A 25,329-nucleotide genomic window follows, 5' to 3' on the forward strand; every position below is an offset into this window, starting at 1 on the left:
CCTGGACGCCGGCGCAAGCCGGCGTCCTCGTCGAGAGAGGAGAGAGGATGCTGACCCTGCTCAAGAACGCCCGCGTGCATGCCCCCGAGCCGCTGGGCCTGTGCCACCTGCTGGTCGCCGACGGCCGCATCGCCGCCATCGTCCCGGCGAGCGACGACGGCGACCTGCCCGCCCAAGGGCCGGCGGTGACGGTCCGGGACCTGGAGGGGCGCCGGATCATCCCCGGGCTGGTCGACCCCCTGGTGCACTTCATCGGCGGCGGCGGCGAGGGAGGCTTCGGCACTCGTACCCCCGAGCTCGGCCTGGAAGAGGCCCTGGCTTCCGGCGTCACCACCCTGGTCGGCGCCCTGGGCACCGATGCCCTGACCCGCACCCCCGCCAACCTGCTGGGCAAGGCGCGCGAGCTGGCCGCCGGCGGCCTGACCACCTACTGCTATACGGGCTCCTACCAGTTGCCGCCGGTGACCCTGACCGGTTCGGTGGCCGGCGATATCACCTTCATTCCCGAATTCATCGGCCTGGGCGAGGTGGCCATCAGCGATCACCGCGGCTCCCAGCCGAGCCGCGAGGAACTCACCCGGCTCGCCGCCGAGACCCGGACCGCCGGCATGCTGGCCGGCAAGAGCGGGATCGTCTTCATCCACACCGGCGATGCCGCAGGCGGCCTCGAGCCGCTGCGCGAGGTCGCGCGGCACAGCGCCCTGCCGCTGTCCCAGTTCCTGCCCACCCATGTCAATCGTACCGCCGAGCTGTTCGAGGACGGCCTGCGCTTCGCCCGCGAGGGCGGTCGCATCGACTTCACCACCAGCACCACCCCGGAGCTGCTGGCCGACGGCGAGGTCCCCGCCGCCCGCGCCGTGGCCCGGGCCCTGGAGGCCCGCCTCGAGCCCTCGCGGATCACCCTATCGTCGGACGCCAACGCCTCCCTGCCCCGCTTCGATGCCGATGGCCAGTTCATCGGCCTCCAGCCGGGCCGCCTGGCCAGCCTGTTCGAGACCCTGGGGGAATGCGTCGCGGCATACGGCGTGCCGCTCGACCAGGCCATCGGGGTGGCCAGCACCCATGCCGCCGATGCCCTGGGCCTGCCCCGCAAGGGCCGGCTGCGTGTCGGCGCCGATGCCGACCTGCTGGTGCTCGCCGACGACGCCTGGGCCCTCGACGAGATCTGGGCGATGGGCCGGCGGGTGCATCGCGCCTGAACGGCGAGCCCCCGCGACAACGTTCGCCGGACATGTAAGGCTGGCGTCCCGCAAGCGACTCAAGCCCTGTGAACATCTGCTCGGGTGCCGAAAGCAGGCACCGTGCCAGGCGCGAGTCTCAGCTGCCATCGAGAGGAGAGTCCATGAAGGATTACGCCAAGTCGCCCGATGCCATCGCCCGGCTGACCGACGAGCAGTACCGGGTCACCCAGGAGAACGGCACGGAGCGCCCCGGTACCGGCGAGTACCTGCACCACCAAGAGCCCGGCATCTACGTGGACATCGTGTCCGGCGAACCGCTGTTCGCCTCCTCGGCCAAGTACGAGTCGGGCTGCGGCTGGCCGAGCTTCACCCGTCCCATCGAACCGGCCCACGTGAACGAGAGGGTAGACGCTTCCCACGGCATGGTGCGCACCGAGGTGCGTTCGACCCATGCCGACAGCCACCTGGGCCACGTCTTCCCCGATGGCCCGCGGGAGGATGGCGGCCTGCGCTACTGCATCAACTCGGCGTCGTTGCGTTTCATTCATCGCGATGACATGGAGGCCGAGGGCTATGGCGACTATCTGCATCACGTCGAGGAGGTGTGACATGGCACTGCAACGCGCCGTACTGGCAGGCGGCTGCTTCTGGGGCATGCAGGAGCTGATCCGCCAGCTCCCGGGGGTAGAAGGCACTCGCGTCGGCTACACCGGCGGCGACGTGCCCCATGCCACCTACCGTCATCACGGTACCCACGCCGAGGGCATCGAGATCCTGTTCGACCCCGAGGTGATCGGTTATCGGCGCATACTGGAGTACTTCTTCCAGATCCACGACCCCACCACCCTGAACCGCCAGGGCAATGATCGCGGCATGTCCTATCGCTCGGCGATCTACTACGTGGACGAGGCCCAGAGACGGGAAGCCCTGAACACCATCGAGGACGTCAACGCCTCGGGCCTGTGGCCCGGCGAGGTCGTCACCGAAGTCGCCCCCGTAGGCGACTTCTGGGAGGCCGAGCCGGAGCATCAGGACTACCTGCAACACTACCCCCGGGGCTACACCTGCCACTTTCCCCGGCCGGACTGGGTGTTGCCGTCGCGCTCATCCGACGCCTGACCCTTGACCCAAAGCGCGTCGTCGAAGCCGGCGCGCCCCTCCTTGTCTCTCCCCGTGCGATCCGGAGGCGGCCGGCCGCTGCCGGATCGCTAGCATGTACCGAGCTCGAACTCAGCGCAGGGAATGGGTGCCCGGCACATGGTCGTCATCCGCCGACGCCAGGGCCCCCGCGTCCTCCGGCGGATGCGCCAGGGCCTCGAGGATGCCGCACTCGGCGGTGGAATGTTGCCCCTGGCAGCGGGCACGCAGGGCCTGCAGGGCGCCTTCCAGGGCCTGAAGCTGGGCGATGCGGGCCGCCACGTGATCGAGGTGGGCATCGATCAGGGCATCGGCCTCGTGGCAGGGCCGGTCGGGGTGATCGTGGCAATCGAGCAGGGCGCGGATCTCTTCCAGCGTCATGTCCAGCGCCCGGCAGTGGCGAATGAAGGCCAGCCGTTCGGCATGGGCCTCGCCATACAGCCGATAGTTGGCCTCGCTGCGCGCCGGCGCGGACAGCAGCCCCTCGCGTTCGTAGTAGCGGATGGTGACGACGCGGCAGTCGGTGCGGCGCGCCAGTTCGCCGATCTTCAAGACAGGCTCCCGGGCAGACTTTCCCCTATAGTGACTATAGGCCAGGCATCGAGCAAGCCGTTGGCGGCCCCCGCCCGTCCCCGGACGGCGACACCCGGTGCAGCCAATCGACAAACATTGCCCTCCACGCGAACCCTGCCGCCTTGCACCGGTCAGCAGAACGGTCACTCACAGCGGGAGATCGCGATGCCCCATGCCACCACCGCCACCCTCGACCGCCCCTCCTCGGCCTGGACCGGCTGGGGCCAGTGGCTGGCGCTGATCACCATGACCCTCGACCACCTGGCCCGTTACGCCGTGCCCGAGGCCTGGGGTCTGGGCTGGATCGACTCCTCGCTGGGCCGCATCGCCTTCCCGCTGTTCGCCGCCATGGTCGCCTGGCACGGGCTCTTCAACACCCGCGACCCGCTGCGCTACGCCCGACGCGTGCTGGTGATCGGCCTGGTCGCCCAGCTGCCCTATGCGATGATGCCCCGGGACGTCGACGGCCTGCTCCTCAACATCTGCTTCACGCTGTCGCTGGGCCTGACCGGTGGCGCCTGGCTGCTGGGCCTGCCGGGGCGCATGGCCAATGGCGGCGCCTTGCGAGGGGCCGCCGAGGGCCTCGCCGCCCTGGCGGTCTGGGCGCTGGCGGGCCGGGTCGTCGAATACGGTCACCTGGGCCTGCTGATGATCCCGCTCTACATGGTGGCCATGCGGCGCCTGCACACGGGCGCCGTTGATCCGGCCGAGCGCCTCGCCGGCGCCACCGCCGCGCTGCCGGTGCTGCTCGCCGCCGGGCTGATGAACAGCTCCATGATGGCCAAGGCCTTCACCGTCGCCACCTGCCTGGTGGTCCTGCTGTTGGCCGCCGGCGCGCATCGCTTGTCCCCCACGGTGCCGCTCCCCATGCCGCGCCGGCTGTGGCTGGCCTGGTATCCCGCCCACTTCGCCGCCATCGCGCTATGGTTGGGGCTGACCTGACGCCCCGCGTGCCTCGACCAGGAACACCTTGAAGGCCTGCCACAAGGGGCTTCGATAGCGCTCGGTGTGCCACACCAGGGAAAAGGTCCGGCGCAGGACCAGATCGCCGTCGAGCGCCACCAGCTCGCCGCGCGCCAGCTCGCCGGCCACGCCCAGCGCCGACAGGCAGCCGAGCCCCAGGCCCGCCAGCACCGCCTGCTTGATCGCCTCGTGCTGGCCGAGCGCCATGCGCACCCGGGGCGAGACGCCGCGGCGGCGCAGGGCCTGCTCGAAGACCTCGCGGGTGCCGGAACCGGGCTCGCGCAGGATCCAGGCGGCCTCGGCCAGGTCCCGATCGCCGAGCCGCTCGCGGCGCGCCAGCGGATGGCCGGGCGCCGCCACCACCACCAGGCGATCCTCGCACCAGGGCTCGCTGACCAGCGCCGGCTCCCGGCATTCGCCCTCGATCAGGCCCAGATCTGCCTCCAGGCGCAGCACGTCGCCGATCACCTCATGGGTGTTGCGCAGCCGCAGGCGCAGGTCCGCCCGCGGATGCGCCTCGCTGAAGCGTCCCACCAGGCCGGGCAACAGGTAGGTGCCCACGGTGGCGCTGGCCGAGATGCCGAGCGTGCCGCGCAGTTCGCCTTCCGGTTCCCGGGCCGCGGCGACGAAGCCGGCCAGGCCGTCGAGCAACTCCTCGGCCCGCGGCAGCAGGCTGCGCCCCAGGTCGTTGAGTACCAGCCGACGGCCGGGGCGCTCGAACAGCGCCACGCCGAGCTGGCGTTCCAGGTCGGAGAGCGCCTGGCTGGTGGCCGACTGGGACAGCGCCAGTTCGGCGGCGGCACCGCTCACCGTGCCGCGCCGGGCCACGGCGGCGAAGACCTGGAGCTGGCGAAAGCTGACCTGTGGCGTCATATCGGTTTTTCCGAAAAGCAGGTTCGTTATTAGCTGATAACCAAAAGCACTATTAGGGCATAGCATGATCGTCACCCACAACATCCCGGAGCGTGACCCATGTGGCAAGGCCTCGTCCTCTGCACCCTGCTGACCGCCGGCGGTACCGCCCTTTCCCGGCTGCCGATGCTCGCCGAGAGCGGGGTTAGCCCGTTGGTGATGGCCCTGCTGCTGGGCATCCTGGCCGGCAACTCCCCGCTGGCCAGGCACCTGACACAGGCCGGCCCGGGGCTCGCCTTCGCCACTCGCCGGCTGCTGCGCGGCGGCATCGTGCTGTTCGGCCTGTCACTGACCCTGCAACAGGTGATCGGCCTGGGCCCCAGGGTGCTGCTGCTGGACGCGCTGGTGATCACCGCCGTGCTGGTGACCGGCTACCTGATCGGCACCCGGCTGCTGGGGCTCGACCGCGAGACCACCCTGCTGACCAGCGCCGGCAGCGCGATCTGCGGCGCCGCCGCGGTGCTGGCCACCGAGTCGACCATCCGCTCGCGTCCCGCCGCGACCTCCATGGCGGTGGCCACGGTGGTGCTGTTCGGCTCGCTGGCGATGCTGGTCTACCCCCTGCTCTACCCCCTGCTGGGCATGGATGAACAGCTGTTCGGCATCTATATCGGCGCGACCGTCCACGAGGTCGCCCAGGTGGTGGCCGCCGGCGAGGCGGTGGGCCCCGACGCCCTGGCCAATGCGGTGATCGTCAAGCTGGTGCGGGTGATGCTGCTGGTGCCCTTCCTGCTGATCGTCGGCCAATGGTGGCTGCGCCGCCACGCGGCCTCAGGCGGCGAGGGAAAGGCCACGCTGGTGATCCCCTGGTTCGCCTTCGGCTTCATGGCGATGGTGGTCTTCAACAGCGTCGTGACCCTGCCCGCCGCGCTCCATGGGGCCCTGGTCCAGCTCGGCCAGCTGGCCCTGACCATGGCCATGGCCGCCCTGGGCTACGAGACCCGCCTGGAGAAGCTCAAGGCGCTGGGCATCAAGCCCTTCATCCTGGCGCTGATGCTGTTCGCGCTGCTGCTTGGCGGCGGTGGGCTGGCCAGCTGGCTGCTGATGGGCTAAAGCGTGAGGCGTGAGGCGTGAGGCGTGAGGCGTGAGGCGTGAGGCAATAGGATATGGGTGAGAAGGGAATCGACAAGGCCGCGCCCGAGGGCGCGGCCTTGTCATGTCGATCGAGGGTGCCGGGACGAAGACGCCGCGGCCAGCCTGCCTCAAAGTCGCTCGAAGTCCTGCTGCAATGCTCGCGCCGCATTGAACACGAAGCTCTGATCGGAGCCGACCAGGAAGAAACTCATGCCGGCCTCGAGCCAGCGAGGCGCCTCCTCGAGATCGGGCAGGAACATGCCCAGGGCGCGGCCATGGCGCTTCGCCGCGGCGCAGATGCGCTCGACGGCCTCCTCGACCCGTGGATCGGCGGGGGAATCCGCGCCCAGGGCCACGGTGAGGTCGACGCGCCCGATCAGGAAGGCATCGATGTCCTCCACGGCCATGATCTCGTCCAGATGCTCGAGGGCCTCGGCATCCTCGATCTGGGCGACGAGGGTCGTCTGGGCGCGCTGCTCGCGCAGGTGGTCGCGCATCGGCTTGCAGGTGTAATCCGCGGCACGCGTCGACCCCGCGTAGCCGCGGCCGCCGGGGCCATAGTGGGCGGCCATGGCGAGCCGCTGCGCCTGGTCGCCGGTGCACACATGAGGCACCACGAGACCGGTGGCGCCCGAGTCCAGTGCCTGCAGGATCGCGGACTCGCTGAGCTCGGGGATGCGCACCAGGGCCGGCAACTGCATGGCTCGCGAGGCGAGCAGGCAGGCGTCCAGGGACTCCCGGTTCCAGGGCGCATGCTCGGCGTCGAAACAGACGAAGTCGAGCCCCGAGAGGCCGAACACCTCGGCCTGGGTGTGGCTTGGGGTCTTGACGAAGGTGGCGACCAGCCGCCGGCGAGACGTCAGGGCCTCGCGGAAGGCATCGGGCTTGATGGTGCGTGTCATGGGCAACCTCGAACGATGATGTTGACGGGCCGGATGCCATGACCGGGATCAGCTCCCGGTCGCGGCTCCGCTTGGTGGCATGGCAGGGGCCGCCGCGCGGCGAGCGCTGGCGAGCATGGCCAGGGTCAGGGCCGCGCCGGCCAGCGAGGACCACCACTCGGGATAGAGCGCGAGGCCCATGGGCAGCAGCCACAACGCCCAGGACGGGTTGTCACGCCCGACCACCGGCGAGGCGGCGAAGAACGAGGCTGCCGCGAGAATGAAGCCGAGGCCCGACATCAGCGCCAGCAGCACGGCATCAATGCCGCCCTGGCCGATCAGTCCGGGATAGATCAGGAACAGGAAGGGCATCACGTAGGCGGTGGCCCCCAGGCGCAGGGCATACTTGGCGACCTGGATCCAGGGGCAGTCGGCGATCATCGCGGCGACGAAGACGCCGACGCAGACCGGCGGCGTCACCACCGACAAGGCCGCGTAGTAGAGCACGAAGAGGTGCACGGTCAGGGCATCCAGCCCCTGCTGGATCAGGGCCGGGGCGAAGACCGCGGCGACCAGCACATAGGCCGCCGAGGTCGGCAGCCCCATGCCGGCGATCAGGCAGACGAACGCCATGATGATGGCGATGAGCCAGATGTTGTCGCCGCCCACGCTGAGGATCGCATTGGTGATGGTCACCCCGACCCCGGTGAGGTTGATCATCGCCACGAACACCTGGGCGGCGATCAGCAGGATGCCGACGATCACGATGCCCCGGCCGCCGGTCTGCAGGGCGTGGCTGAGGCTGGTCAGGATCTTGCGCAGCGGCACGCCCTCGGTCAGCGAGGCGACCGCATAGGCGCCGATGATGCCGATCATGCCGAAGCAGGCGGTCAGCTCGATGGAGTTGCCACGGACGATGCCAAACCCCAGCCCGACGATCGCCGCCACCAGGGGCGCCAGGCGACGCCAGTTGAGGGCCGAGCGCCAGTCCGGCAACTCGTCGGCGGACATCCGCCCATAGTTGCCGCGCCGGGCGATGAAGTGGACGGTCATGAAGACGCCCACGTAGAGCAATACCGCCGGCAACAAGGCCGCGAGGGCGATCTTCCAGTAGTTCATGCCCACCAGCTCGGCCATGACGAAGGCCGCCGTGCCCATGATAGGCGGGGCGAGCTGACCACCGGTGGAAGCGATCGCCTCCACCCCGCCGGCCAGCGCCGAGGGATAGCGCAGTCGCTTCATCAGCGGAATGGTGAAGTTGCCGGTGGTGGCGATGTTGGCCACCGAGCTGCCGCTGATGGCACCGAACAGGCCGGAGGCCACGGTGGCGATCTTGGCCGCGCCGCCGGGGCTCGAGCCACCGGCCCGGGCCGAGAGGTCGAAGAAGGTCTGGCCGACGCCGCTGTGCAGCAGCAGGCTGCCGAACAGCACGAAGGCCGCCAGCGTCGTCGAGGCGATCCCCACCAGCATGCCCCACAGGCCGCGGTCGGAGAGGAAGATGACCTCGGCGATATAGAAGCTGTCGAGCTCACGGTGCCCCAGGGAGCCGGGGATCAGGTGGCCGAAGAAGGCGTAGGCGACCATCAGGCCCACCAGCACCGGGAACACCAGGCTCGCCGAGCGCCGCGCCAGTTCGAGGATCACCAGCAGGGTGCCGTAACCCAGGAACAGGTCCAGTGACGTGGCGAAGGGCAGCTCCGTCATGATCGTTTCGAAGTGGTAGATCACATAGACGGCGGCGGCGACCACCAGCCCCCCGATGGCCGTATCGATGAGCGCCCCCAGGGGGCGCCAGGGCCGGCCGAGGCCCAGCGGGAACATCAGCAGGCCGAGGACGGTGACCAGGGCGACGAAGATGGCACGCTGGATCAGGGTCTCGAAGGCGCCGAAGAAGGACGTGTAGAAGATGAACAGGCCGAGGGCGATGGAGACCACCGCCGCCGCCACCTTGAGGTGGCGCGGCAACGCAGTAGACTCGCCCTGCTGCGGGGAGTCGTCTCGGGATTCGGTCATGACACCCTCCGGAGGGTGGAATTACGGCGCATATGCGGGTCGGACGATGGCGGCCCGAGGCGGGCCGCCGGCAGGCTTACTTGAGGCGTTCGGGGACGTCGTATCCGGCTTCTTCGAAGTAGCGGATGGCCCCGGGATGCAGCGGCGTGGTGGCGTATTCCAGGGTCAGCTCGGCGAGATCGGCGCCCTCGACCGGCGGGAAGGCCGAGGCCTGCTCGACGTCGTCCTCCATCACCGCCTTGACGACCCGGTAGGCGGTCTCCTCGCTCAGCTCCGGCGAGGCGGATACTCCGATCATGAAGCCCCAGGTCGTATAGGGACCGGAGTTCTCCAGGTCGCCGCCGGGCATCTCGACGATGGACAGCTCGGGCAGCTGCTCCTCGATCACCGCGCGCTGCTCCTCGTCGATGCCGAGCACCTGCACCGGGGTGAAGGTGGCGATATCGGTGGTCAGGGCGTCGAAGCGCTCGCCCACCGAGGACTTGATGAAGCCATTGGCGCGATCGTCCTTGATCGCGGCGGCAAGCTCGCCATTGCTGCCCCGCACCCAGTCGGGAGCAATGCCCAGGGCCTCGAGAACCGCCAGCGAGGTCGCCTCGGTGGAAGAGCCACGCTGGCCCGGTCCGAAACGCTTGCCCTCGAGCTCCTCGATGCTCTCGATCCCGCTGTCGCGGCGCACGATCACGTTCTGGGGCGCCAGGTTGTAGGCCCACAGCAGCTTGGAGTCGATGGGCCGCCCCTCGAAGTCCCCCTGGCCGGTATAGGCATGGTAGAGCGTACTGGTGGTCACCAGCCCCAGGTCGAGCTGGTTGCGGGCCATGCGACGCAGGTTATCGACCGTGGCGCCGGTCTCGACGACGGTCGCGTCCACGTCGTCGTAGGCCTCGTTGACCACCTTGGTCAGGGAGGCGAAATAGGCATAGTGAGCCGACTGGGAATTGGTGGCCCCGAAGGCCAGGCGCGTCTGGGCCTGGGCACCACTGGCGAGGGCGGCGGTCATGACGGCGATGGCGCCGGCGGTCAGCAGGGAACGTGACATCATCGTGAGCTCTCTTATTTTTGAATACGTATTCTTTCTATCACACGCGGAATCCCGCATCAAATAAGGATTTGAGGCAATTAAGTGCTAGATCGAGCGCTGCACCAAGGGGTAACAAGCACTTTTATGACTACGCAATCATAAAAAAACAGAGTTTCTCTTGCCCATGCGGATCATCATCCACACGCCATGGCATGAGCGGCGACACGATGAAGGGCAGCAGACCCTGAGCATACCGCGGCCGGCGCGCGGCCGCGGTATTGCGCGAGGCGGGAAAGGAGTGCGGATCAGCCCTCGAAGCTGAAGCGCGGCGCCGGGGCGTCGGGCAACAGGGCCGCGCAGGCGCGGACCTTCTCCAGCAGCGCCTCGTGGGTCGGTGCCACCAGGTTGACGTGGGCCAGCTTGCGGCCCGGGCGCTCGCCCTTGTCGTAGCGGTGCAGGTGGGCGTCCTCGATCGCCAGCAGCTTCGCCGCCTCGCCCTCGCGGCCGATGACGTTGACCATGCAGGTCGGCGCACGAGCCGCGGTGCTGCCAAGCGGCAGGCCCTGGATGGCGCGCATGTGATTCTCGAACTGGCTGGTCACCGCACCGTCCTGGGTCCAGTGCCCGGAGTTGTGCACCCGGGGCGCCATCTCGTTGGCCAGCAACTCGCCGTCGCGGGTCTGGAACAGCTCCAGGGTCAGCACGCCGACGTAGTCGAGCTCGTCGAGCAGCGCGCGGATATAGCCGTCGGCGGTCTGCTGAACGGCGGCGTCCAGGTCCGGCATGGGCGCCACCGAGTAGCGCAGGATGCCGTCGACGTGGAGGTTCTCGGCCATCGGGTAGAAGACCACCTCGCCGTCGCGGCCGCGCACGGCGATGATCGACACCTCGCGCACGAAGTCGACGAAGGCCTCGACGATCAGTTGCGGGTGGTTGATCGAGCGCCACGCCTGGGCCGCCTCGGCCGGGTCCTTGATCACCGCCTGGCCCTTGCCGTCATAGCCCTCGGTGACCGACTTGGCCACCACCGGTGCGCCCAGCTCGCGCACCGCGGCCTCCAGCGACTCGGCGCTGTCCACCAGGCGATAGGCCGGGGTGGGAATGCCCAGGCGATCGAACAGTGCCTTCTCCTCGGCGCGGTGCTGGCAGACCCGGATCGCCTCGCTACCGGGGTAGACCGGCTTGCGCTCCTCGATCGCCCGCACCAGCGAGACCGGCAGGTGCTCGAACTCGTAGGTGACCAGGTCGACCTTGTCGAGGAAACGCTCGAGGTGCTTCTGATCGGTATCCACCATGACATCACCGATCCCCGCGCTGGGGTGGCCGGTGGTGTCGAGGAAGGTGAAACGGTTGGCCAGCGGATAGCCCGCCAGGGCCAGCATCCGGCCCAGCTGGCCGGCGCCCAGTACGCCGATGTTCATCGTGATTGCCTCGCTCGTCGCTGTCGGTCAGGGGGTGGGCCGCGGATCGGGGTTGTCCAGCACCGTCTGGGTCTGCTCGGCGCGGAAGGCCTCCACGGCCTCGCGCACCGTCGCATCCTGCAGCCCGACGATCTGGGACGCCATCAGCCCGGCATTGGTGGCGCCGGCCTTGCCGATGGCCAGGGTGCCCACGGCGATGCCGCCCGGCATCTGCACGATCGACAGCAACGAATCCAGGCCCTTGAGGGCCTTGGATTCCACCGGCACGCCGAGCACCGGCAGCGCCGTCTGGGAGGCCACCATGCCGGGCAGATGGGCCGCCCCGCCGGCGCCGGCGATGATCACCGAGAGGCCGCGCTCGGCGGCGCTCTTGGCGTAGTCGAACAGCAGGTCCGGGGTACGGTGGGCCGAGACGACCCGGGTCTCGTAGGGCACGCCGAGGCGCTCGAGCATGGTCACGGCATGCTCCATGACCGGCCAGTCGGACTTCGACCCCATGATCACGCCGACCCGCGGCGCCTCCTTCGATGCTGTCATCCTGGGCTCCTGGAAAAGGGAATGACGTCACCTCGCGGCGATGGCCGCGGGTAGCTGCGGAAAGTGGAAGCCCGCTATTCTAGCAGAGCCGCGCCGCGCCTACCTCTCCCGCGACGTCGGGCCCGTGGGCCATCGCGTCTCGTCAGCGGGACCGCGGGCGTCGCCGCCGGGCGACACCGGGTTTCAACCTTCCTGCAGATTGCCTTGATAGGCTGGTATCGAAGCGGTCGATAGGGACGCGACCGCACAGCCCCACACGGACAACGTGCTGAAGGAGACCGACCATGAAGCGTCATCTTTTCATTGTGGCAGCCCTGACCGGCACCCTGGCGCTGGCCGGCTGCGACCAGGCCGACGACACCGAACAGGATGCCCAGGCCGGCACCACCCAGACCGAGCAGGCCCAGGACGAGCAGACCGCTCAGGACTCCGAGCAGCAGGCCAGCAAGACGCTCGACGGGGTGCTCGAGTTCGCCGCCACCGACACCCCGCTGCCGGACGACGCCCGGGTCGTGGTCAGCCTGCGTGACGTGGCCCTGGCCGATGCCGCGGCGACCGTCATCACCGAGACCAACGTGGAGGTGACGAACAACGAGCCCGTCGAGTTCAGCCTCGACTACCCGATCGACCAGGTCGACCCCGGCCACGCCCACGCCCTGCATGCCGAGGTCTTCGACGGCGAAGGCAACCTGCTGTGGAACAGCCCCGAGCGCCATGCGGTCGAGGTCGGTCCGGAAGCCGAGCAAGGGCCGATCACCCTGACCCTGGAGCCGGTGGCCACCGACGCCATGGCCGGCGAGGCGATGGCAGAGACCGGCGAGGCACTGGATGAAGCGGGCGACGCCGTCGCCGATACCACCGGAGATGCCGTGGAGGCCACCGAGCAGGCCGCCGGTGATGCCGCCGAGGCGACCCAGGAAACCGCCGAGGACGCCGCCGAGGCCACCCAGCAAGCCGCCGAGGAGACCGCGGAGGAGCTGGAGGAGATGGCCGAGGACGACGGCCAGTCCACCCAGTAATACCGACGAGCGACACGACGAGGCCCCGCCCGGTGTTCCGGGCGGGGCCTCGTGTCGTTCCGGCCGCTCGGAGAGCGCCGCCTCAGCCGTCCACTAGCCTTCGGCCTGGCGACGGCTGGCCAGCCAATTGCCGGCGATGGCCAGTACCATCACCACGGCGCCGACGACCTCCGCGACCAGGCTCGGGTAGAACACCGCGACGATGGCCGGCAGCAGCACCAGCCGCACCGGGGCCGACATCCGCGTGAACAGGTAGCCCTCCAGTGCCGCCGCGAAGGCGCCCAGGGCCAGGAAGGCGGTCAGCGCCGTCCAGGCCAGCAGCGGCAGCGGGCCGCCCATGATGATCTCCGGATTGAAGACCATGAACAGCGGGATCAGGTAGAGCCCCTTGGCGAACTTCCAGGCCTGGAAGCCGGTATCCATCGGCTTGGCCCCGGCGATCGCCGCCCCGGCGAAGCCGGCCAGCGCGATGGGCGGGGTGACGTTGGAATCCTGGGAGTACCAGAACACCACCAGGTGGGCGATCAGCAGCGGCACGCCGAACTCCGCGGTCAGCGCCGGCCCCACCAGCACGATCAGCACGATATAGCTGGCGGTCACCGGCAGGCCCATGCCCAGCACCAGGCTGGCCAGCAGCACCATCACCAGCGCCAGCAGCAGGTTGCCGCCGGAAAACGCCATCATCATCGCCGAGAACTTGAGGCCGAGCCCGGTCAGGCCCACCACCCCGACGATGATCCCCGCCACGGCACAGGCCATGGACACCGCCACGGCGTTGCGCGCGCCGAGTTCCAGACCCTCGACCACCTTCAGCGCGCCGTGCTTCAGCACCCGGCCCAGCGCCGCCCCGGTCACCGGCTCGCCACGCTTGGGCGCGACGAACAAGAACAGCACCGCGAAGCGCAACGCCGCCACCGCCAGCATCGTCAGGATGGCGTAGTAGCCGACCCGCATCGGCGACATGTTCATCACCAGCAGCCACACCAGCACCGCCAGCGGCAGCAGGAAGTGCCAGCCGGCGCCCATGACGTCGCGTATCTGGGGAAGCTCGCTGCGGGCCATGCCCTGCATGCCCTGCTTGAGGGCGATGATGTGCACGAACAGGTAGACGGTGGCGAAGTACATGATCGCCGGCAGGATGCTGACCTTGACCACGTCCAGGTAGGGCATCCGCGTGTACTCGGCGATCAGGAAGGCGCCGGCGCCCATCAGCGGCGGCATGATCTGGCCGCCGGTGGAGGCCGCCGCCTCGATGCCGCCGGCCTGGTGGGGCCGGTAGCCGAGGCGCTTCATCAGCGGGATGGTGAAGGCGCCGGTGGTCACCACGTTGGCGATGGCGCTGCCGGAGATCGAGCCCATGCCGGCCGAGGCGATCACCGCCGCCTTGGCCGGCCCGCCGCGCTGGCGGCCGGTGGCGGCGTAGGCCAGGTCGATGAAGAACTTGCCCGCGCCGGTGATCTCCAGGAAGGCGCCGAACAGCACGAAGATGAAGATATAGGTGGCCGCCACGCCCATCGGCAGCCCGAAGATGCCCTCCTGGCCGAGATAGAGCTGGCCGACCAGGCGATCCAGGCTGTAGCCGCGGTGCTCGAGGATGCCCGGCAGCCACTCGCCGAGCCAGGGCAGCTCGCCCCGCGACCCGGCGAAGGCATAGAGGATCGCCAGCACGCCGATCACCGTCATGCCGAGCCCCACCGCGCGACGGCTGGCCTCGAGCACGGTGACGGTGGCGATGCAGCCGACCACGATATCCGTCTGGCTCCAGAAGCCGGCGCGGTTGATGATCTCGTCGAGGTACAGCGCCATGTAGCCGCCGGTGATCACCGCCCCGGCGAAGAACGCCAGGTCGATCAGCCCGCCGACCGCGCCCCGCCGGCGACGGGGCCCGAACACCGGAAACATCAAAAAGGCCAGCATCATGATCAGCGCCAGGTGGATGCTGCGCTGGTAGAAGAGCCCCAGCGGCTCGATGCCGGCGGAATACAGCTGGAACAGCGACAGCACCACGGCCACCAGGCTGATCAGCCACAGTACCGGGCGCGAGTGCGGCGCCTGGCTGCCGGGGACGATGGGGGAAGAACCCGCTTCGCTCATGGGCGTCTCTCTCGAAGTCTCGCTCGAAAATGGGACATCGCGTCAGGGCGTCGCGGCCGCCAGGGGCACCAGCGCCAGGGTCACGCGCTCGTTGGCGGCCCGCTCGCTGAGGCTGACCACCACCGGCGGCGCGTCGGCCAGCGGATAGCGATCGCCTGCACCGCAGTCCTGCGCGTCCGACAACAGGGTCGCCAGGCCCGGCTCGCCGTGGCGCACCAGGCGGTGATCGACCGCCGGCGCTCCGACCCGCAGGCGATAGCGGTCGCCGGGCACCGGCTCGTCGATGTCCTCGATCCAGTAGCCGCCGTGGCCATCGGAGACCTGGCGCCCGCGGCCGGGGATATGGTCGAGGCCGGCGGCGAAGTCCGGCAGGTGGCTGCGCGCCAGCACCATGCGGCCCGCGACGTTGTGATAGCAGTCGTGGACGGGAAAGCCTTCCACCGAGTGGTTCCAGGCCAGGCACCAGCCGGCACCCTCCGGCATCGGCAGGCGCACGAGCCGCTGCCCGTCGGCGCCCAGCACCCGCAGCTCATGGCTAGGGCAGTCGGCCAGCGCCGGGATCGGCAGCGCCACCGCGAACAGCACCGGCAGCAGGCGCTTCGCCAGGGCCCGACACGGCGCGGGGGCGAGCCCGGCGGCTCGCCCCTCGCTCATCGGTGATGGCATGGCGCCGCCGCTCAGGGACGCTGGCGGTCGGCGATCTCGGCGCCCACTTCCTCGTAGTAGCGCAGCGCGCCGGGGTGGAAGGCGATCGGCGTGGACTCGACGCTGAAGTCGACGGTGGTGTCGTTGGCCGCCGGGTGGATGGCGATCAGCTGGTCGGTCTGCTCGAACAGCGTCTTGGTGATCTGGTAGGCCAGTTCCTCGTCCATCTCGCTGCTCACCGCCAGCACGTTGGGGATGCCGATGGTCTGCACCGCTTCCTCCATGCCCTCGTAGAGCCCGGCCTTGAGCTGGTAGGCGGCGAACACCGGCTCCTCGCCCTGGGCGTTGGCGACCTCCTCGTCGGAGAGCCCGATGAGGCGAATGTCGCGGGTGGTGGCGAGGTTCATGATCGAGCTGGTGGGCGGCCCCACGCTCCAGAAGCCGGCGTCGATGTCGCCGTCGCGGATGGCGTCGGCGGTCTCGTTGAAGTTGAGGCGGCGGGCATCGATGTCGTCATAGGTGATGCCGTTGGACTCCAGCACCGCCCGGGCGTTGAGCTCGGTGCCGCTGCCCGGCGCGCCCACCGAGACGGTCTTGCCCTCGAGGTCCGCCAGCGACTCGATGCCGGAATCCGCCATGGTGACGATCTGCACGGCGTTGGGATAGATCGAGGCCAGGGCGCGGATGTTCTCGAGCTGGCGGCCCTCGAAATCGCCGGTGCCGTTATAGGCCTGGTAGACGGTATCGGCCAGGGCCAGCGCCAGGTCGGAATCGCCGCGCCAGACCAGCCCCATGTTCTCCACCGAGGCCCCGGTGACCTCGGCCACGGCGTCATAGCCCTCGACATGCTCGTTGATCAGTTCGGCCAGGCCGCCGCCGTAGGGATAGTAGGTGCCGCCGGTGCCGCCCGTGGCGATGGACAGCTGCTGCTGGGCCAGGGCGGCGGGTGCCGCCACCAGCAGGGTGGCCGCCAGGGCCGTCTTGAGTGCGCGCATGAAGGATCCTCCAGGCGATTCGATGGGAATGTTGTCGTTGTGCCGGCGGGGCCGATGCCGCGCTAAGGAAACGCCGCACAAATGTCTATGCGGGCAAATTGCTACGTTACGCGGTGCTGGTGCGCCAGCCCGGTCAGGCTCCTCACCTATACCGCATAGGCTCCGGTTCTTGCGCTCCGGGCGCCTTGCACTTTACGCCGCTCGCCGATTTGTTCAGCGCTTCCCTAACTGACCAGCCCGCCTGCAAAAACGCTAGCAGCCCCTCGCCCCGGGGGCCAGGGAGAAATGTCGATATTCCCTAATACTTTCGGCAACCCTCGAACGACGCTCAGCCCTCGACCAGCTCCTTGACCTTGGAGACGATGTGCGCGCCGATGGGCAACGCCGAGGTGGCGGCCGGCGACGGCGCATTGCCGACGTTGACGGTGCGCGGCGTGTTGACGAACAGGAAGTCGTCGACCAGCTTGCCGTCCCGGGACACCGCCTGGGCGCGCACCCCGGCCGGATAGGGCTCCAGGTCGTCGAGGGCGAGGCTCGGGCAATACTTGCGCACCAGCTCCAGGTAGCCGCGCCTGTGCAGGGAGTTCTTCATCTCGACCAACCCCGGGCGCAGGTTCCTGCCCAGCACCTTGAGGATGCCCGGGTTGGTGAACATCTGCGCCAGGTCCCGGGGCGAGACGTCGCGACGCCGATAGCCCTCGCGCTTGAAGGCCAGCACGGCGTTGGGGCCCACGGTGACCGAGCCATCGATCATGCGCGTCAGGTGCACGCCGAGAAACGGCATCGACGGATCCGGAATCGGATAGATCAGATGATTGACGATGTCGTTGTGGCGCGCGGGCAGGCGATAGTACTCGCCGCGGAAGGGGCAGATGGTGAACCCCGGCTCCTGGCCCAGCATGCGAATCACCCGGTCGGCCATCAGCCCCGAGCAGCTCACCAGGTAGCGGCCGTTGAACTCGCCCGCGGTGGTCGAGACCACGACCTCCTGGCGGCGCTCGGCAAGCCCGGTGACCTCGGCCCCGAAGCGGACCTCGCCGCCCAGGCGCTCGAACTCGGCGGCCATGGCCCGGGCCACGGCGGCATAGTCGACGATGCCGCTGGACGGCACGAAGATGCCGCCGACGCCGGTGATGTTGGGCTCCCGCTCGGCGAGCGCCTCGGCCCCCAGCCACTCGCGCGTGAGGCCGTTGGCCTCGGTGCGCTCCCACAGCGCCTGCATGCGCTGCATCTCCAGGTCGTTGGTGGCCACCAGCAGCTTGCCGCAGGTCTCGAAGGGAATGTCATGGGTCTCGCAGAAGGCCTTGGTGGCCCGGTTGCCCTCCAGGCAGAAGCGCGCCTTGAGACTGCCGGGGGTGTAATAGACCCCGGCGTGGATCACCCCGCTGTTGTGGCCGGTCTGGTGGCGCGCCGCCTCGCGCTCCTTCTCCACCACCAGCATCCGGCGATCCGGATAGGCCTGCTTGAGCTGCATGGCGGTGGACATGCCCAGGATGCCGCCGCCGATGATGATGAAATCGTACATGCCGTCCTCTTGTGCCAATGCGCCGGCCACGCCGCGATGGCGGCGTGGCCGAGTCAGGGTACCCCATTGTCGGGGCGTCGCGCCCCGCAAGGCCTAGCTCAACGCTGGCGCGACCGTCGCAGGGTACTGGCGTGGGTGAAGTAGCCCCGCTGGCGCATCAGCTCGCGACGCAGCTCCGGGTGCGGCGTGAAACGGTCCCGGCCGTGCAGCCAGAAGTGGTTGTTGATCAGCAGGAAGCTGCCCACCGGATTGGGCACCGAGAGGATCCCCGCGCTGCCTTCCAGAGACTCGGAAAGATCCGTCAGCCAGTTGCCCTCCTCGAAGTCCCTGGGCTGCACGAACTGGTCGATATAGGACATGATCGGCCGCCCCTCGCGGTCCAGGTCGAACACCGCATGGAAGACGTCCTTGCCGACATTCTTGCTGGGCGGCGCCGCCCAGCGCATCTCGCGCTGGGCCAGCGGATGGCGGGTGAAACGTTCCAGGTCCTCCCAGTCGTCCAGGTGCAGCAGCAGCGAGTCGCCGCCCTGCATGTGCCGCTCGTCGATCTTCATCATCAGCACGTAGTCGGTGTCCTGCTCGACGAAGGTGCCGTCGTTGTGCAGCTCCATCACCCGATGCGGCTGGCGCAGGTAGCTGTCGGACTCGTCGACGTTCTTCACCACGAAGCGCGCGTAGTACTGGCCGCTCATGGCATCGAAGTTGGAACGTCCCATCAGGTGCGCCACGGCGGTGGCGAACTTGACCATGTCGTCGGCCTGGGCCACGTCGTCGAGCCCCTCGGGCACCACCTGCAGCCCGCCGGTAGCGCGATCCACCAGGGTGTTGATCAGCACCGGCTGCAAAGTGTTGCCGCACAGGTCGTCGAGGATCTTCGCCACCCGGAAGCGCAGCATCGACTTGTACTCCAGTGCCTGCACCGGCCAGTCGGCCACGGCCTCGAGGAAGGCCGCGACCAGCTCGCGGGAGAAGGTCACCTGCAGCAGGCGCGGCGACTGCACCGACGGTGCCAGGGTGAAGCCCTGGAGGTCGGCGGGCAGCGGCATGGCGAGTTCGGGAATCCGGGTCAGCGCGGTCATCGGGGGTCTCCATGGTCTCGAGCGTCGATGACTCAAAAATATCTACATTTTTAAAAAACGTCAACATAAACACCCTTTGTCCTCGTGACCTCCCGGCGAGAGCCCAACGCAAGAACCCCGGCCTCGGGCCGGGGTTCGGGTCAGGCGACGCGGACGCCCACGCTCAGGGCTTCGAGGAAGGGTCGGCGCCCCGCAGCTCGCGCTGCATCATGGCATCGCTGTAGGCCACGCCGTAGCGGGCCCGGGACCAGGCATAGAGCGCCAGGCCCAGCAGCATCCAGCCGCCGAACAGCGCCCATTCGAGGGGCGACAGCGCCGAGGGGCTGCCGGGCAGGTAGAGGCCGATCAGCGCCAGCGACAGGATCACCGACAGCGCCCCCACCGTCTTGCCGCGGCGCACGCGGAAGGGGCGCGGCAGATCGGGCTCGCGGCGGCGCAACAGCACGAAGGACAGCGCCACGAACAGGTAGGCGACGACGATGCCCAGGCCCCCGGCGACCACCAGCCAGACCAGCGCCGGCCGGCCCAGCAAGGGCGCGGCGGCGGACAGCAGCCCCATCACCAGGATGGCGTTGGTGGGCGTGCGGTGCCTGGGGTGCAGCCGGGCCAGGAAGGCCGGCAGCATGCCGGCATGCGCCAGGGCGTAGATGGCCCGGGAGCCACCGATGTAGAAGGCGTTCCAGCTGGTGATGATGCCGGCGATACCGGCCAGGATCATCAGGTTGCCCGCCCAGGGCGCCCGGAAGACCGCCTGCATGGCGTCGGGCACCGCCAGCGAGCTCTCGGCCAGGGCCGCCGGGTCCAGCATCAGGGCGGTGCCGAGGATGATGAAGGCGTACCAGAACACCGCCAGGATCACCGAGATCATCAGCACACGGCCGATCTCCCTGAACGGCAGGTCGATCTCCTCGGCGGCCTGGGGAATCACGTCGAAGCCGACGAACATGAAGGGCACCATGATGATCACCGTCATGATGCCGCCGACCACGCCCTGCTCGACGTTGAACAGCGGCTCGAGGGTGGTGGCACTGCCCTCGAACAACGCGCCGGTGATGAACATCACCCCCACCGCCAGGATCAGCAGGGTCACCACCTTCTGCACCAGGGCGGCGGTGCGCACCCCGAGGTAGTTGATCCAGGTCATCGCCAGCGAGCCGGCCACGCCGACCGCCACCCAGGTCGCCTTCACGTCCCAGCCGGCGATGGTCCACAGCTGCCCCACCGCGTAGTCGGGGAACAGGTGCTCGACCACCGTGGGCAGCGCCACGGCCTCGAAGGCCACCACGCTGACGTAGCCCAGGGTAATGGCCCAGGTACAGAGGAAGGAGGCGAAGTGCCCCATGGCGCGATAGCTGTAGACGTGCTCGCCGCCGACCTGGGGCATGGCGGAGGCGAGCTCGGCGTAGGTCAGGCCCACCAGCACGATCACCGCGCCGCCGAGCAGGAAGGCGGTGATGGCGCCGAGGCTGCCGGCGGACTGGATCCAGTTGCCGGTGAGCACGATCCAGCCCCAGCCGATCATGGCGCCGAAGGCCAGGGCCAGCACATCCTTGCGGGCGAGCACCCGCGTCAGTTGCGTCGTGGAAGACGGGTCGTGGGTCATGTCCTTGCTCTCCTTGTTAAGACGATTTTTTGTATTAATTAATATTTTTTAAAAAAACATCGACAAAATATCCACTCCACTGCCAGGCCACAAGCCGAGGCGCGCCGCCTCGGATCACACTTTAGTCGAAGCGCCTGCCGCCCTCCCCCGAAAGCCCCGCCACGGGGGCCCGTCACGCCGTTCACCCGGGTCGCGAAGACCATTTCGGGGCTGGCGAAACCCGGCAAAAGGCTTCATGCTGTAGCGGTCGATTCTGTCCTCTGGAGCATCATGAGCACGGCAAGCCCTTCCACCGGCGCGGATTGCGTCGAACCTCCGCCAAGGTGCCCTGACCTCGACGTCAGGGATCTCGAACAACGAACACGCCTCATGCGCATCATCACCCGGCTGATCGCCGTGTCGGATCTCGGCAACCGAGAGATCGCCCGCCGCGCGGGCCTGCCGATGCAGAAGATCAGCGACCTCCTCGCCGGACGCCTGGAGCAGCTCAGCCTCGACGAGCTCCAGACGCTGCGCCGGACCATCGACCACGAACTCACTCCGCCCTAGTCGCCGGCGCGACTCGGGCCCGGGCCGGTCACCGCCGGCCCGTCCCGCCTCATGGATTCGAGACACTAGGGAGACTCCCGATGCGACACCTCGTCACCGGCCTGCTGCTGGCCGCCTCGCTTCCCGCCCTGGCCGACGGCCAGGCCACCCTGGAGAGCCAGTCTGCCCAGGGCAGCGCCACCATGGAAGTGAGCTGGGCGGGCGACAACCTGCGCATGGACTTCCCCCAGCAGGCCCAGGCGGGCTTCATGCTGCTCAGGGACGGCAAGGGCTACATGGTCACCCAGATGCAGGGCCAGACCATGGTCATGGACATGGCCCGACTCAAGGAGATGGCCGAGAGCATGGGCGGCGACAAGGCCGCGGCCGGGCTCACCGAGCAGCAGGCCGATTCGGTCGATTCCCTGGAGGCCACCGGCGAGCAGGAAACCATCGCCGGCCTGGAAGGCGACGTCTATCGCCTGCAGTGGACCGACAAGGCCGGCGACGCCCATGAAGACACCCTGGTGCTGAGCGACGATCCTCAGGTCCGCGAGCTGATGGCGGCCTTCCATCGCTATCAGCAGACCATGACCGGCGAACCGGACCCGATCGCCACCACGCTGGCAGAGCGCGAGCTCGGCATGCTGCGCTTCGGCGACCGCTTCCGCATCGCCGAACTGTCCGACGAGGCCCCGGCAGCAGGCGCCTTCGAGCTGCCCGAGAACGCCATGACCTTCGAGGACATGATGCGCTCGACCATCTCGCAGTAGACCGAGGCATCGCCACCACGGACGCCGCACCCCTGCTGGGGCGCGGCATCGTCATTCAAGGGGCGGGCATTGGCAGCGCGAAGGCCGGCTCGAACAGGTAGGGGTCGTCGAAGTGGCGCCGACCCACGAACACCGTGGCGTGGGTGCCCCACTGGCGCATGGCGCCGGGGCTCTGGATCCCCGCCGGCCACAGCAGCAAGCGCTCGCGACGCGCCGAGGCCGCCACGATGCCCTCAGGCCCGTAGAGGCTGCGCCGCCCGCCGCTCGGCAGTGCCAGAGAGCGCTGGCCGAAGCGCGGCGGTTCGCGAACCGAGGTCAATGCATAGGCCGTCGACGATGCTCCCGCGTCGCTTGCCGATTCGACCCCCACCAGATAATGGCTGACCGCCGCCAGGCGCAGCGTCAGGCGCTCCCCTGACCTCCGGCGAGGCGCCATGGCTGGCGTCAGCGGCGCCTCGCGCAGGTCATGGTCCGCCGCCACCGGCACTCGATGCAGCGGCAGCACCGGGAAGAACAGGTGATAACAGCCGCAGGCATGGATGCTGTCGTAGATCAGCGGCCGGCCGTCCTCGCCCAGGGTCACTCGCCAGACCACCCCGTCCAGACGCCCGCCGAGGATGTCGAAGGCCCCGCTGCGCGTTCGCGCCGGGAACCACAGCGTGTAGACCAGCTGCGGCAGCACGGCGCCGTGGAAGCGCGTATGAGCCAGCCGTACGTCCACCTTGGGCCTCGTGGTGTCCACGCCCGGCCGCGGCCCCGACGCGCCGCGCCGCCAGACCGGCGCCCCCGGGCGATCGTCGTGACTGCGCGTCTCGATGGCGAAGGCCGGGGCATGATAGGCCGCCAGCCGCCGCAGGCCGGCGTTACCCAGCGCCAGCATTCCCAGCGGGCTGCGCGGTGCCTCGCGCACCAGCCGAGCGGCCGAGGCGGCATCCAGGGCCTCGGCCGCCGACGGTTCGGGCGCATAGCGACGCACCTCGGCGCTCGTCGGGAAGGGCCGGCCGAACGTCGCCAGATATCCCTCCCGCCAGCGGGCATAGCCCCAGGCCAGCCCCAGCCGGGTCAGCGGATAGAGCCCCAGCACCCGCCAGGCGTCGACGTAGTGGTCGGGCATCTCGACCGCCTCGTGCAGCGCCCGACGCGCCGAGCGGCCCCTCGGCCCGCGCAGTTCCTCATCCAGCCGTTCTTTGCCCTGCAGTTCTTTTTCCAGCAGGCGCTCGGCACAGGCATTGGCGGCCACGGCCGGGGTAGCGCCGAAGCGCCGGGTCAGGCGGTGTCGGGCCTCGGCGGGCAGGTTGGCCGCCTCGATGCGACGCGCCTCGGCGTCCAGGCCACGCAGCCGCGCCAGCCAGTCGGCATGGCGCGGCGTCTCGGGAGAATCGCGCAGCTCGTCGGCGAAGCTCGCCAGCAGCCGGTCGGTGCGCAGGTAGGGAAAGCCCGCGATGCGGGCCGCCCCGGCATCGCCGACGCCGGCCTCGGCCACGGCGGCGTCGAAGGCGGCGAGCCGGGCGCGACACTGTCGCTGGTCCGGCGTCGGGTCGGCCCGCCAGACCGGAGTCACGGCGCAGCCGGCCAGCCAGGCGACGCCGACAAGCGCCGCCCATCGCCGCCACCGGGGCACGGCGTGTTACTCCGGGCGGTCGGTGACCGCGCCCTCGGAGGCCGGCCCGACCGTGCGGGCATACTTGGCCAGCACCCCGCGGGTATAGCGCGGCGCCGGCCGTTGCCAGGCCGCGCGCCGGCGCTCGAGCTCGGCGGCCTCCAGCGCCACCTCGAGGGTGTCCGCCTCGGCGTCGATGGTGATGGTGTCGCCATCCTCCACCAGCGCCAACGGGCCGCCGTCGAAGGCCTCGGGGGTGACGTGGCCGACCACGAAGCCGTGGCTGCCGCCCGAGAAGCGGCCGTCGGTGATCAAGGCCACTTCGCTACCGAGTCCGCGGCCCATGATCGCCGAGGTCGGGGTCAGCATCTCGCGCATGCCGGGCCCGCCCCGCGGCCCCTCGTAGCGGATCACCACCACGTCGCCGGCCACCACGCTGCCGTCGTTGATGCGCGCCTGGGCCTCCTCCTCGGAGCCGAACACCCGCGCCGTGCCGGAGAAGCGGGTGCCCTCCTTGCCGGTGATCTTGGCCACCGCCCCGGCTGGGGCCAGGTTGCCGTAGAGGATGCGCAGATGGCTCTGGGCCTTCAGCGGCGCCTCGAGCGGGGCGATGATGTCCTGGCCGTCCGGATAAGGCGCGACGTCGGCCAGGTTCTCGGCGAGCGTCCGACCGGTCACGGTCAGGCAGTCGCCGTGCAAGAGCCCCGCCTCGAGCAGGGTCTTCATCAGCGGCTGAATGCCGCCGATCTCGACCAGCTCGCTCATCATGTACTGGCCGCTGGGCCGCAGGTCGGCCAGCACCGGCACTCGCTTCCCGATCGCCGTGAAGTCATCGAGGGTGATCGACACGCCGATGGCGTCGGCCATGGCGATCAGGTGCAGCACCGCATTGGTCGAGCCGCCCAGCGCGATGACCACGGTGATGGCATTCTCGAAGGCCTCGCGGGTCATGATGTCGGCGGGCTTGATGTCGCGATCGAGGAGTTCCAGCACCGCGGCGCCGGCGGCATGGCAGTCGTCGCGCTTCTCCTGCGACACGGCATTCTGGGCCGAGCTGCCCGGCAGGCTCATGCCCAGCGCCTCGATCGCCGAGGCCATGGTGTTGGCGGTGTACATGCCGCCGCAGGCGCCGGGGCCGGGAATCGCCGTCTCCTCGATCTGCTTGAGCTCGATGCGGTCGAGATCGCCGCGGGAGTGGGCGCCCATGGCCTCGAACACCGAGACGATATCGGTGTGCCCTGCCCCGGGCAGGATGGTGCCGCCATAGACGAAGACGCTGGGACGATTCAACCGCGCCAGGCCGATCAGGCAGCCGGGCATGTTCTTGTCGCAGCCGCCGATGGCCACCAGGCCGTCGAAGCCCTCGCAGCCCGCCACCGTCTCGATGGAGTCGGCGATCACCTCCCGCGACACCAGCGAGTACTTCATGCCCTCGGTACCGTTGGCGATGCCGTCGGAGATGGTGATGGTGTTGAAGACCACCCCCTTGCCGCCGGCGGCATCGGCGCCGTCGCTGGCCCGCTCGGCCAGCTCGCCGATGTGGCTGTTGCAGGGGGTGACCCGGCTCCAGGTGGAGGCGATCCCCACCTGGGGCTTGGTGAAGTCGGCGTCCTCGAAGCCCACCGCGCGCAGCATGGCGCGGCTGGCCGACTTGCCGACGCCGTCCACCACCGGCGCGGAATGCCGTCGACGCGGGTCCTGGGGCGTATCGCTCATGGGGCGGCTCCTCTGTTCGATTCTGGGGGAACCTTCAGA

General features: G+C 69.2%; 23 protein-coding genes. 8 read left to right on the forward strand and 15 right to left on the reverse strand.

All coding sequences use genetic code 11. The annotated features are described in order from the left end of the window. Positions 1–47 precede the first annotated feature (47 nt). The 3 genes from iadA (at position 48) to msrA (ending at position 2,300) form a co-directional block, all read left to right on the forward strand. Positions 48–1,199, forward strand: a complete 1,152-nt coding sequence (iadA, locus tag ACXAFN_RS04265; protein WP_474986469.1) for a beta-aspartyl-peptidase — start codon at positions 48–50, stop codon at positions 1,197–1,199. Positions 1,200–1,342: 143 nt separating this feature from the next. Further along, positions 1,343–1,789 (forward strand): peptide-methionine (R)-S-oxide reductase MsrB, encoded by a 447-nt coding sequence (gene msrB / locus ACXAFN_RS04270; RefSeq protein WP_474986471.1) that lies wholly within the window; start codon positions 1,343–1,345, stop codon positions 1,787–1,789. A gap of 1 nt (position 1,790) precedes the next feature. Continuing rightward, positions 1,791–2,300 (forward strand): peptide-methionine (S)-S-oxide reductase MsrA, encoded by a 510-nt coding sequence (msrA, locus tag ACXAFN_RS04275; RefSeq protein WP_474986473.1) that lies wholly within the window; start codon positions 1,791–1,793, stop codon positions 2,298–2,300. 111 nt (positions 2,301–2,411) lie between these two features. On the opposite strand, the gene cadR is transcribed toward msrA, so the two are convergent. After that, a complete protein-coding gene (gene cadR / locus ACXAFN_RS04280; RefSeq protein WP_474986475.1) occupies positions 2,412–2,870 on the reverse strand; it encodes a Cd(II)/Pb(II)-responsive transcriptional regulator in 459 nt (152 codons plus the stop codon). A 186-nt stretch (positions 2,871–3,056) separates the two neighbouring features. On the opposite strand from cadR, the gene ACXAFN_RS04285 reads away from it, so the two are divergent. Continuing rightward, positions 3,057–3,833: a TraX family protein gene (locus tag ACXAFN_RS04285; protein WP_474986477.1), complete on the forward strand. Its 777-nt coding sequence runs from the start codon at positions 3,057–3,059 to the stop codon at positions 3,831–3,833. Here the strand turns inward: ACXAFN_RS04285 and ACXAFN_RS04290 are convergent. Beyond that, positions 3,813–4,727, reverse strand: a complete 915-nt coding sequence (locus ACXAFN_RS04290) for a LysR substrate-binding domain-containing protein (protein WP_474986479.1) — start codon at positions 4,725–4,727, stop codon at positions 3,813–3,815. The genes ACXAFN_RS04285 and ACXAFN_RS04290 overlap by 21 nt on opposite strands. A 99-nt stretch (positions 4,728–4,826) precedes the next feature. Between ACXAFN_RS04290 and ACXAFN_RS04295 the strand changes: the two genes are divergently transcribed. Beyond that, on the forward strand, positions 4,827–5,819 hold the full coding sequence (locus ACXAFN_RS04295) for a YeiH family protein (RefSeq protein ID WP_474986481.1): 993 nt from the start codon (positions 4,827–4,829) through the stop codon (positions 5,817–5,819). A gap of 149 nt (positions 5,820–5,968) precedes the next feature. Here ACXAFN_RS04295 and ACXAFN_RS04300 read toward each other — a convergent pair whose 3' ends face one another. From ACXAFN_RS04300 to purE, 5 genes are all read right to left on the reverse strand, one after another. After that, positions 5,969–6,742: an HpcH/HpaI aldolase family protein gene (locus ACXAFN_RS04300; protein WP_474986483.1), complete on the reverse strand. Its 774-nt coding sequence runs from the start codon at positions 6,740–6,742 to the stop codon at positions 5,969–5,971. Between the two features lie 48 nt (positions 6,743–6,790). After that, complete coding sequence (locus tag ACXAFN_RS04305; protein WP_474986485.1) at positions 6,791–8,734, reverse strand: TRAP transporter permease; 1,944 nt, start codon at positions 8,732–8,734, stop codon at positions 6,791–6,793. Between the two features lie 76 nt (positions 8,735–8,810). Then, entirely contained in the window at positions 8,811–9,776 is a 966-nt protein-coding gene (locus ACXAFN_RS04310; RefSeq protein WP_474986487.1) for a TAXI family TRAP transporter solute-binding subunit, read from the reverse strand. A 284-nt stretch (positions 9,777–10,060) separates the two neighbouring features. Next, complete coding sequence (locus ACXAFN_RS04315) at positions 10,061–11,176, reverse strand: 5-(carboxyamino)imidazole ribonucleotide synthase (RefSeq protein ID WP_474986489.1); 1,116 nt, start codon at positions 11,174–11,176, stop codon at positions 10,061–10,063. A 27-nt stretch (positions 11,177–11,203) separates the two neighbouring features. Continuing rightward, positions 11,204–11,713, reverse strand: a complete 510-nt coding sequence (gene purE / locus ACXAFN_RS04320; protein ID WP_474986491.1) for a 5-(carboxyamino)imidazole ribonucleotide mutase — start codon at positions 11,711–11,713, stop codon at positions 11,204–11,206. Between the two features lie 284 nt (positions 11,714–11,997). Between purE and ACXAFN_RS04325 the strand changes: the two genes are divergently transcribed. After that, a complete protein-coding gene (locus tag ACXAFN_RS04325) occupies positions 11,998–12,732 on the forward strand; it encodes a YbaY family lipoprotein (protein WP_474986493.1) in 735 nt (244 codons plus the stop codon). A gap of 93 nt (positions 12,733–12,825) precedes the next feature. Here the strand turns inward: ACXAFN_RS04325 and ACXAFN_RS04330 are convergent, their stop codons facing one another. The 6 genes from ACXAFN_RS04330 to ACXAFN_RS04355 all read right to left on the reverse strand — a co-directional run bounded on the left by ACXAFN_RS04330 (position 12,826) and on the right by ACXAFN_RS04355 (position 20,673). Continuing rightward, positions 12,826–14,826 carry a TRAP transporter permease gene (locus ACXAFN_RS04330; protein WP_474986495.1) on the reverse strand — a complete coding sequence of 667 codons (2,001 nt, stop codon included), beginning with the start codon at positions 14,824–14,826 and terminating at the stop codon, positions 12,826–12,828. A gap of 42 nt (positions 14,827–14,868) precedes the next feature. Next, positions 14,869–15,492 (reverse strand): DUF1850 domain-containing protein, encoded by a 624-nt coding sequence (locus tag ACXAFN_RS04335; protein ID WP_474986497.1) that lies wholly within the window; start codon positions 15,490–15,492, stop codon positions 14,869–14,871. 11 nt (positions 15,493–15,503) lie between these two features. After that, on the reverse strand, positions 15,504–16,466 hold the full coding sequence (locus ACXAFN_RS04340) for a TAXI family TRAP transporter solute-binding subunit (protein ID WP_474986499.1): 963 nt from the start codon (positions 16,464–16,466) through the stop codon (positions 15,504–15,506). 328 nt (positions 16,467–16,794) lie between these two features. Beyond that, positions 16,795–17,991 carry an L-2-hydroxyglutarate oxidase gene (gene lhgO, locus ACXAFN_RS04345; RefSeq protein ID WP_474986501.1) on the reverse strand — a complete coding sequence of 399 codons (1,197 nt, stop codon included), beginning with the start codon at positions 17,989–17,991 and terminating at the stop codon, positions 16,795–16,797. Between the two features lie 98 nt (positions 17,992–18,089). Continuing rightward, on the reverse strand, positions 18,090–19,070 hold the full coding sequence (gene glaH / locus ACXAFN_RS04350) for a glutarate dioxygenase GlaH (protein ID WP_474986503.1): 981 nt from the start codon (positions 19,068–19,070) through the stop codon (positions 18,090–18,092). Between the two features lie 163 nt (positions 19,071–19,233). Next, positions 19,234–20,673 (reverse strand): APC family permease, encoded by a 1,440-nt coding sequence (locus ACXAFN_RS04355; protein WP_474986505.1) that lies wholly within the window; start codon positions 20,671–20,673, stop codon positions 19,234–19,236. Positions 20,674–20,943: 270 nt separating this feature from the next. Between ACXAFN_RS04355 and ACXAFN_RS04360 the strand changes: the two genes are divergently transcribed. Both ACXAFN_RS04360 and ACXAFN_RS04365 read left to right on the forward strand, forming a co-directional pair. Beyond that, positions 20,944–21,222, forward strand: coding sequence for an XRE family transcriptional regulator (locus ACXAFN_RS04360; protein WP_474986507.1), 279 nt, complete (start codon positions 20,944–20,946; stop codon positions 21,220–21,222). Between the two features lie 80 nt (positions 21,223–21,302). Further along, a complete protein-coding gene (locus tag ACXAFN_RS04365) occupies positions 21,303–21,974 on the forward strand; it encodes a hypothetical protein (RefSeq protein WP_474986509.1) in 672 nt (223 codons plus the stop codon). A gap of 55 nt (positions 21,975–22,029) precedes the next feature. Here the strand turns inward: ACXAFN_RS04365 and ACXAFN_RS04370 are convergent, their stop codons facing one another. Next, complete coding sequence (locus ACXAFN_RS04370; RefSeq protein ID WP_474986510.1) at positions 22,030–23,535, reverse strand: hypothetical protein; 1,506 nt, start codon at positions 23,533–23,535, stop codon at positions 22,030–22,032. Positions 23,536–23,601: 66 nt separating this feature from the next. Next, positions 23,602–25,290 carry a dihydroxy-acid dehydratase gene (gene ilvD / locus ACXAFN_RS04375; RefSeq protein WP_474986512.1) on the reverse strand — a complete coding sequence of 563 codons (1,689 nt, stop codon included), beginning with the start codon at positions 25,288–25,290 and terminating at the stop codon, positions 23,602–23,604. Between the last annotated feature and the right edge of the window lie 39 nt (positions 25,291–25,329).

It is taken from the genome of Halomonas sp. ABH4_019 (assembly GCF_056159885.1).